At 57.8% G+C, this 8,483-nt stretch carries 8 protein-coding genes; all 8 read right to left on the bottom strand.

What is annotated here, in order from left to right; all coding sequences use genetic code 11:
• Positions 1-243: 243 nt before the first annotated feature.
• Complete coding sequence (locus RTK01_RS14475) at positions 244-537, bottom strand: hypothetical protein (RefSeq protein ID WP_312281647.1); 294 nt, start codon at positions 535-537, stop codon at positions 244-246.
• 297 nt (positions 538-834) lie between these two features.
• Positions 835-2,280: an amidohydrolase gene (locus RTK01_RS14480; protein ID WP_312281648.1), complete on the bottom strand. Its 1,446-nt coding sequence runs from the start codon at positions 2,278-2,280 to the stop codon at positions 835-837.
• Between the two features lie 139 nt (positions 2,281-2,419).
• Entirely contained in the window at positions 2,420-3,178 is a 759-nt protein-coding gene (locus RTK01_RS14485; protein ID WP_397352971.1) for an amino acid ABC transporter ATP-binding protein, read from the bottom strand.
• 1 nt (position 3,179) lies between these two features.
• Positions 3,180-3,965 (bottom strand): amino acid ABC transporter permease, encoded by a 786-nt coding sequence (locus tag RTK01_RS14490; protein WP_397352968.1) that lies wholly within the window; start codon positions 3,963-3,965, stop codon positions 3,180-3,182.
• A 104-nt stretch (positions 3,966-4,069) separates the two neighbouring features.
• Entirely contained in the window at positions 4,070-4,987 is a 918-nt protein-coding gene (locus RTK01_RS14495) for a transporter substrate-binding domain-containing protein (RefSeq protein ID WP_312281651.1), read from the bottom strand.
• Positions 4,988-5,308: 321 nt separating this feature from the next.
• A complete protein-coding gene (locus tag RTK01_RS14500; protein ID WP_312281652.1) occupies positions 5,309-6,511 on the bottom strand; it encodes a VWA domain-containing protein in 1,203 nt (400 codons plus the stop codon).
• 4 nt (positions 6,512-6,515) lie between these two features.
• Entirely contained in the window at positions 6,516-7,316 is an 801-nt protein-coding gene (locus tag RTK01_RS14505) for a MoxR family ATPase (protein ID WP_312281653.1), read from the bottom strand.
• A 364-nt stretch (positions 7,317-7,680) separates the two neighbouring features.
• A partial coding sequence (locus RTK01_RS14510; protein WP_312281654.1) for a sodium ion-translocating decarboxylase subunit beta occupies positions 7,681-8,483 on the bottom strand: 803 nt, incomplete at its 5' end.

An 8,483-nucleotide genomic window follows, 5' to 3' on the forward strand; every position in this document is an offset into this window, starting at 1 on the left:
GGCGTGGAGGTTCCACCGTTGCTGCCGCAGCCGGCAAGGGCGGCCATCATGGCAGCCGCGAGGACAAAGCTCAAAACTTTCTTCTTTTTCATCGTTACAATCTCCTTTAAAATCGTTATTCTCGGTAGTTCCGTGGCGGGGACGAGGACCGACGGCCGTCCGGTCCGCTTCCCGCCTCGAACGCTCAGTTTATACAAAAAAGCGGCTGCGCTCCAAGAGCGCAGCCGCTTTTCGTAACGAAAATTATGCGGTGACACGCCTCCTGCGCCTATTCACTTTTTCCATAATCAGCAGCCCTACCAGTACCAGTACCAGTACCAGTACCAATACCAGAATCGCCAGCAGCAGGCCTACTACCAGAATGGTGCTAATCAGGCTGACGGTAATCATGGCAATAATAATAATGGACGCCGCAATAACGGCGTCCAGAAGGGCAACAATGTTCATATTGGAAGCAGCGTAAGTGCAGGGGAAAGAAGCCTCTGCACAATTAGCAGATGCGGTCATGTCCGTATGAAAACGATTGGTAAACATCATAACCTTCAGGCTCCTTTCCAAAAATTTTTCAGCGCTCCCTCTGTGGGAACTCAAATGGGTTGGTCTTATTGTAGCGGCGCAACCCGCGAATGTCAACCGGCAAAACGACAGCAGTTTTCATAAATCAAGCGCTCAAAATCAAGTTATATAGAACGTTTATAACAAAAAAGTCCCTTTTGACCGCAAATTTGTCATACCTCACCGGCGTTGTCTGCTGAGCCGAAACCACTCTTTTTCGCTGTTTTCTCCATTGGAAAAGCCCGGCTTTGGCCGGGCTTTTCCAAAAAAACAGTGCGCTTAATCCGGCACGGTGGGCACGGCTCCGGCGGGAATCGGGCAGGTGTACCCCTCCTCCGTGCGGCGGAGAAATTCCGCTTTGGCCTCCTCCAGAATTTCCGGACCGTTCAGAAGGTCGATGGCGGCGGCACACAGCACCTTCCCCGCGTGGACGGCGGCCTTGTGGCCGATGGCAGTTCTGTCGCAGGAGACGTTTTGCCAGCTATGGCCCGGGCAGCCATTGGGCCACGCGGCCACGTGAATCTGCGCAGTGGGACACTGCCAGCTCACGTCCCCCACATCGGTGGAACCGGGTTTAAATGCCTCTCCCTGATACAAAGGAAGAAGAAATTCGTTCATTGCGCCGCCATTTTTATTACGAAGAGTTTTCACGCCTTCGGCATATTCCGCATTGTAATCGCAGCCGATGCCAGGAAGGTAGTCCGCGCCGTCGTAGGTTTTAGACAAGGCGTCGGCAAAGGCTCGCTCCTCCTCCGTGTGGGTGGGCACACCCAGCGCGGAAAAATTCTCATACAGAAGCTTTTCCAGCGTGTGGTTGGTCACGGTGTCGGCAAGCCCATCGATAAACGTGCGCTCAAAGGTGGTGTCAGTCATCAGCGCCGCGCCCTCCGCAATGCGGTCCACCCGCGCTTGCAGTGCAACCGCCTCGGAAACATGGTTGGAGCGGACCATGTACAGCACCGTCGCCCGGGGCTGGACCACGTTGGGGCTGCGCCCTCCCGCGTCGGTAATGGCATAGTGGACCCGGGCTTTGTCGCTCATGTGCTCCCGCAGAAACTGAACGCCAATGTTCATCAGCTCCACCGCGTCCAGCGCGCTGCGACCTTGCTCCGGGCTTCCCGCCGCGTGAGACGCCACGCCGGTAAAGCGATACTGCACCTGAATGCAGGAGTTGGAGGACCCGGTGGCCACCTCGTTCCGATCCTCCGGATGCCAAGTCAGCGCCGCATCCAGCCCGCGCCAAAGCTCGTCCCGGGCCATAAACGCCTTTGCCGCGCCGCCCTCTTCGCCCGGGCAGCCATACAGCACCACGGTGCCGGGATGCTTCGTCTCCTCCAGATAGGCCTTCACGCCAATGGCGGCTGCCATAGCCCCCGCGCCCAGCAGATTGTGTCCACAGCCGTGACCGCAACCGCCCGGAATCAGTTCTTCCCGATCAAGGCTTCCTCCCTTTTGGGACAGGCCGGACAGCGCGTCGTATTCCGCCAGAATTCCAATGATGGGCCGTCCCGCGCCAAAGGACGCAGAAAAGGCCGTGGGAATATTGCAAATTCCTTTCTCCACGGCAAAGCCCTCGTTTTCCAGCGCCTCGCAGTACAGCGCGGCGGACCGCTCCTCCTGCAAGGACAGCTCCGCAAACTCCCAGATGGAGTCCGCCGTCCGGGTAATCAGCTCCGCCTTTTCGTCAATGGCGGAAACCGCCTTTTGCTTTTCATTGCCGATCATATCATCGCTCCTTTTCCACGGGGCCGCAGCGTCGCCCCGTTTTATTTTCATTTTGCCGCCGGGATCCACTCCGCAAGAAGTGCCCATGACGACAACGCCCCCGCCGGACCGCCGCGCGGCGGTCCGGCGGGGGCGTTTGTTAAAGCACCTTGCTCAAAAAGTCCTGCAAGCGGGGATTTTGGGGGAAATTAAAAATATCGTCGGGGCTGCCCTGCTCCAGCAGCTTACCGTCCGCCATGAACAGCACGCGGTTCCCCACCTCCCGGGCAAAGCCCATCTCGTGGGTGACCACTACCATGGTCATCCCCTCCCGGGCAAGGCCCTTCATCACGTCCAGCACCTCGCCCACCATCTCGGGGTCCAGCGCGGAGGTAGGCTCGTCAAACAGCATCACCTCCGGCTCCATGGCAAGCGCGCGCACAATGGCAACCCGCTGCTTCTGCCCTCCGGAAAGCTGAATGGGGTACGCCCCCGCCCGGTCCTTCAATCCGACGCGCTCCAGCAGGGTCAGGGCCTTTTCCTCCGCCTGCGCCTGACTCATGTGGCGCACCTTGATGGGCGCCAGCGTCATATTCTCCAGAATGGTCTTATGGGGGAACAGGTTGAAGTGCTGGAACACCATGCCCATCTTCTGGCGGTGCTCGTCGATGTTCAGCCGCGCGGTCTTTCCCTCTGCGGTTTTCACATGGGACTTCGTGATGTCCACCCCGTCGAAGACAATGGAGCCGTCCGTAGGCGCCTCCAGCAGATTCAGGCTGCGCAGAAAGGTGGACTTCCCGGAGCCGGAAGGGCCGATGACCACCATGACGTCGCCCCGGTTGATATCCACCGTCACGTCATCAAGAGCCTTGATGACGCCCTTGTTGTAGTATTTTTTCAGTCCGGTGACCCGGATCAGTCTACCGCTTGTCGCCACGGCTCATCCTCCTCTCGAAGTGCGCAATGATCTTGCTGGTGGGGAAGGTCAGGCAGAAATAGAGCGCGGCCACCACCAGCAGCGGCTCCAGAATCCGGAAGGAGCCAGCCTGCGCCGCCTTCACCGCGGCCATCAAATCCGCCACGCCGATGGTAAAAGTGACGGCGGATTCCTTGATAATGGTGACAAACTCGTTGCCGATGGCGGGCAGAATGTTCTTGATTGCCTGAGGAAGCACGATGTAACGCATGTTCTGCCCCTGCGTCAGGCCCAGAGAGCGGGCGGCCTCGGTCTGCCCCCCCTCAATGGACTGAATGCCCGCACGGATGATTTCGGACACATACGCGCCGGAGTTCAGCGCCAGCGCCACCACACCGGGGAGAAAACGATTCAGCTTCACAAAGCCCAGAATCGTCACCGCGGGCAGGTTGATCACGTCCTTGTGGAACAGCACCTGATACACAATGAACAACTGCACCAGCAAGGGCGTTGCCCGGAAAATCTCCACATAGACCGTGGCGATAAAGCTGACGGGATTAAACCGGCTGAGGGCAAATAAAAACCCCTGTTCCCGCAGACGGCCCTGCTGGTCCAGCGCCAGAAACCGCAAAGGTCTGATATCGGACATGCGCATGACGGCCAGCACCAAAGCCAGCACAAAGCCCAGAATCACCGTGAAAAAAGAGAGATAAATGGTGCACAGCATTCCTTCCTTGAACATACCGGAATACTGAAATACGGCCTCAAAGCCCGCTTTGGAGACATTCATCATGGGGCTCCTTTCGGATAATGATGGGGTTGCCAATCCTGTGAACGGCGCAATTCCTCCCCGCCGAAATGGGGGGAGGAATCACGGTTATTGCGAATAAATGCTCAGCCTGCCTGAGAAGAAGCGGCAGCAGAGGAGGCGCCGCCTTCCAGCAGACCCTCGTGAATATTGCCGCTGGCTTGCTCGTTGGCGGTAGCCACAAAGTTGTCCATAGAGCCGTCCGCCAGAGCGGCGGCAATCGCTTCGTTCACGCCGGCAAGCAGGGCCGCGTTGCCCTTCTGCACGCCCACAGAGGAGCCCTTCACGTCATAGGGCACATCAAAGGCCACATACAGGTCGGGATAGTTCTTGGCATAGCTCTCGGCCACTACAGTCTCAATGAAACCGGCGTCCAGCTTGCCGCCCAGCAGCTCGGAAATCACGTCGGTCACCTTGGGAAGCTGGATGATGTCGGCATCGGGGGTGTTTTCATCCGCCAGCTTATACTGGATGGAGCCCAACTGCGCGCCGATGGACAGAGAGGGATCGTTCAACTCCGCCACAGAGGCCCACTTATCCTTGTTGGCCTGTGTGACCACCAGAGACTGGCCGCCCGCATAGTACGTGTCGGAGAAGTCCATTGCTTTCATACGGTCGGGGTCGGGGCTGAGGCCTGAGATGCCCAGATCCACGTTTCCGGCATTCAGCTCGGCCAGCACGCCGTCAAAGTCCATGGGGACGATCTCCAACTCCAGATCCAGATAGTCCGCAATGTACCCGGCAAGCGCCAGATCGAAGCCCGCAAGCTGGGCATCTCCGTTTTTGTCGATGGCGTAGAACTCATAGGGGGCAAAGTCGGGAGAGGTGGCCACGGTCAGCTTGCCGGGAGTCACTGTCTGGATTCCGGCCTCGGCGGAGCCGGAACCGCTGCCGACGGACCCGGAGGGCGCGGAGGAACCGGCGGACCCGCCGGAATTACCGCAGGCTGCAAGGGACAGAGCCATTGCAAGGCTCAGCGCAAGCGCAAAAAACTTTTTCATCATATTCGCATCCTTTTCCAAAATCTGCTTGCCCGCACAGCGGGCGTTATTCACTCGTTCCGGGGAAAAGAGTTTGCTCCCCGAGGCTTGCTATACCTTATCACGCCGGATGTATAATGTCAATACTTTTCCAAAAAAAGTGTATAAATATTTGCTCAATTCCAGCAATTCCTCTAAGGTGTACAGCATTTTCTCTATAATACGCCCGTCCTATTGTGCGTTTCGACGGTCTCTCGTGTATGCTTTTTGAATTTATACATATTCTTCTGCATAGGAATTTTTTACCGTTCCAAAAGCCCTATCTACGGCCATCCTCCGAATTGCTTAGCGGGGGGCCATCAGGTGGTGCAGGGCGGCGTCCAGCCCGTCGATGCTCAGGGGAAACATGGGAATCTCTTGTTGAATTGTGCGAATGGTGTGGCTCCCTCTGGTATAGTCCCACCGCTCCCGAGGAACAGGATTCAACCAGGCCGTGTGGCCCGACTTTTCCGCAAAGCGCCGCAGCCATACAATGCCGGGGTCCTGATTTGTCCGGTAATAGTCCAGACTTCCGCCCCGCCTCAAAAGCTCCTCCGGGGCCATGGCCCCATCCCCTACAAACAGAATTTTCCACGAGGAATTCAGCTTTGAAAGCACGCCGCTCGTACCCTCGCTCTCCCGGTAGCTGCACTCCGTGGTGGTAAACAGATCATCATACACGCAGTTGTGGAAATAATAGGTTTTCAGTTCCTTGAAGTGGCTGGCCTCGTGGACCGCGTGGAAAAGTCTTGAACACAGACGGGAATAGGACCACATAGAGCCGCCGGAATCAAACAGGAGCAACAACCGCACGTCGTTTTTCCGAGGCCGGTCAAATTGCAGCTTTAAAAAGCCGCCGCTGTCGCAGGTGGCTTGCACCGTCTCGTCCAGCATAAGCTGGTCCTTGGGGCCTTCCCCCTTTACCGTCAAATTCCGAAGCCTGCGAAACGCCATTTGAAACTGCCGCAGTTCCAACGCCGCGTCCTGTCGGAAATCCCGATAGTCCCGCTCCGCCGCCACCTGCACCGCGCTTCTGTGCCGTCCCGGTCCGCCGATCCGTATCCCTGCGGGGTTATAGCCTCCGTGGCCGAAAGGAGAAATTCCGCCGGTGCCCACCCATTTGCTGCCGCTGTCGTGGCGCTCCGTCTGCTCGGCAAGGCGCTCCGCCAGCATTTTTTTCAGTTCTTCAAGGTTCAGCCCGCCGCCAAATTGGGCGTCTACCGCATCCTTGTCAATTTCTCGCTGCGCAGCAGCCTCTGCTAGCCAGTTCAAAAATTCCTCAGGCAGCTCCCGGACGGACTCCACATCGTGGAAATACTCCGCAAAGGCCAGATCAAACCGGTCAAAATCCGCCTCGCTTCTGGCTAAAATGCAGCGGGCCAGCCGGTAAAAATCCGTCAGTTGGGAGCCGTGCAACCCCAAACGCAAAGCCTCCATCAGCGTGAGCCACTCGTTTAAGGATACGTCCAGCCCATGTCGGCGCAGGGCGTAAAAAAATCCCGTAAACATTCGCTCACCGCCGCCCAATGGCATCCAAATCCTCTGTCTTTTTCAGCAGAACACCCGCAAAGGGCAGCGTTTTACGAAGCAGCTCCGGGTCCACGCCGCCGATGCTCAAAGCCTGCACCCAATCCAAAAGCTCGCTGGTGGAAGGCCTTTTTTGCAGACTGCGGCTCCGCAGGGCGTAAAACTGCTCCAGCGCCTGCTCTAAAAGCTGGCTGTCCAACTCGGGATAGTGAGCGCGGACAATCTGCTCCATCATGGGCGCGTCGGGGAAGGCGATATAGTGGAAGATGCAGCGGCGTAAAAAGGCGTCCGGCAGCTCCTTTTCCGCGTTGGAGGTGATGATGACGATGGGGCGGTGCTTCGCCTGGACGGTTTCCTTCGTCTCCGGGATATAAAACTCCATGCGATCCAGTTCCCACAAAAGGTCGTTGGGAAATTCCAGATCGGCCTTGTCGATTTCATCAATCAGCAGGACCACCTGTTCCCCGGCGCGGAATGCTTCTCCCATCTTTCCCAGCTTGATATATTTCCGGATGTCGTTCACACCGGACTCGCCAAACTGGCTGTCGTACAGGCGGGCCACGGTGTCGTAAACGTACAGCCCGTCCTGTGCCTTGGTGGTGGACTTGATATTCCACACCATCAGCTCCATGCCAAGAGACTCTGCCACCGCTTGCGCCAGCATGGTTTTTCCGGTACCCGGCTCGCCCTTGATCAGCAGAGGCTTTTGAAGTGCCCGGGCAATTTCCGCCACCCGCAGCAGCTCCGGTGAGGCAATATAGTCCTTTGTGCTGTTCAGTTCTTTCATAGTTCCTCCAGGTAAAATTTCATTAAAGTTCGGCAAGGGGCTGCCGCAATTTTGCGGCAGCCCCTCTTCTTGTTTTTCAACAGCTTCCCGGTATTCCCGGCGCAGTGGACTTTTCGTCCCTCCCCGTCTCCTTCTGCCGCAAAATAAGCGAAGCGTTTGCGGCGGAACAAGGAGGAGCAAGGAAGCGAAGCGCGGTTTTCGCCACAGGCGGAAACGTAGCGCAGTGGACTTTTCGTCCCTCCCCGTCTCCTTCTGCCGCAAAATAAGCGAAGCGTTTGCGGCGGAACAAGGAGGAGCAAGGAAGCGAAGCGCGGTTTTCGCCACAGGCGGAAACGTAGCGCAGCGGACTTTGCTCCGACGCCGCTTAGCCGAAGAGCTTCAGCAGGCAGCCGGCCGCCACCGCGGAGCCAATCACGCCGGCCACGTTGGGGCCCATGGCGTGCATCAGCAGGAAGTTGGAGGGATTGTATTTCTGGCCCACCACCTGAGACACGCGGGCCGCCATGGGAACAGCGGACACACCGGCGGAGCCGATGAGTGGATTGATTTTGCCGCCGGAGACAACATACATCACCTTGCCGAACAGCACGCCGCAGGCCGTGGCGAAGCAGAACGCCATCAGGCCCAGGAAGATAATCTTCAGGGTATCCGCGCTGAGGAAGCGCTCGGCCACGGCGGTGGCACCCACAGAGGTGCTGAGGAAGATGGTGACAATGTTCATCAGGTTGTTCTGAGCGGTATCGCTCAGGCGCTCGGTCACACCGCACTCCTTAAACAGGTTGCCCAGCATCAGGCAGCCGATCAGGGGCGCCACAGAGGGCAACACCAGGCAGGTGACAATGGTGACCATGATGGGGAAAACCACCTTCTCCGCTTTGGAGACGGGACGCATGGTGTCCATCTTGACCTTACGCTCTTTCTCCGTGGTCAGCAGCTTCATAATGGGCGGCTGGATCAGGGGGATCAGAGCCATGTAGGAATACGCCGCGATGGCAATGGCCCCCAGATATTCCGGAGCCAGAATCTTGGTCAGCCAGATGGCGGTGGGGCCGTCCGCACCGCCGATGATGGCGATGGAAGCGGCCACGTTGGGCTCAAAGCCCAGAATGGTGGCCAAAATCAGCGCCACGAAAATGCCGCCTTGGGCAGCCGCGCCCATAAACAAAG

This window comes from Oscillibacter sp. (assembly GCF_031978065.1).
GTDB lineage: Bacteria > Bacillota > Clostridia > Oscillospirales > Oscillospiraceae > Oscillibacter.

Bases quoted from the DNA above. Each gene is read 5' to 3' on its own strand.
- RTK01_RS14475 (WP_312281647.1), bottom strand. From the start codon at position 537: ATGATGTTTACCAATCGTTTTCATACGGACATGACCGCATCTGCTAAT.
- RTK01_RS14480 (WP_312281648.1), bottom strand. From the start codon at position 2,280: ATGATCGGCAATGAAAAGCAAAAGGCGGTTTCCGCCATTGACGAAAAG.
- RTK01_RS14490 (WP_397352968.1), bottom strand. From the start codon at position 3,965: ATGAATGTCTCCAAAGCGGGCTTTGAGGCCGTATTTCAGTATTCCGGT.
- RTK01_RS14495 (WP_312281651.1), bottom strand. From the start codon at position 4,987: ATGATGAAAAAGTTTTTTGCGCTTGCGCTGAGCCTTGCAATGGCTCTG.
- RTK01_RS14500 (WP_312281652.1), bottom strand. From the start codon at position 6,511: ATGTTTACGGGATTTTTTTACGCCCTGCGCCGACATGGGCTGGACGTA.
- RTK01_RS14505 (WP_312281653.1), bottom strand. From the start codon at position 7,316: ATGAAAGAACTGAACAGCACAAAGGACTATATTGCCTCACCGGAGCTG.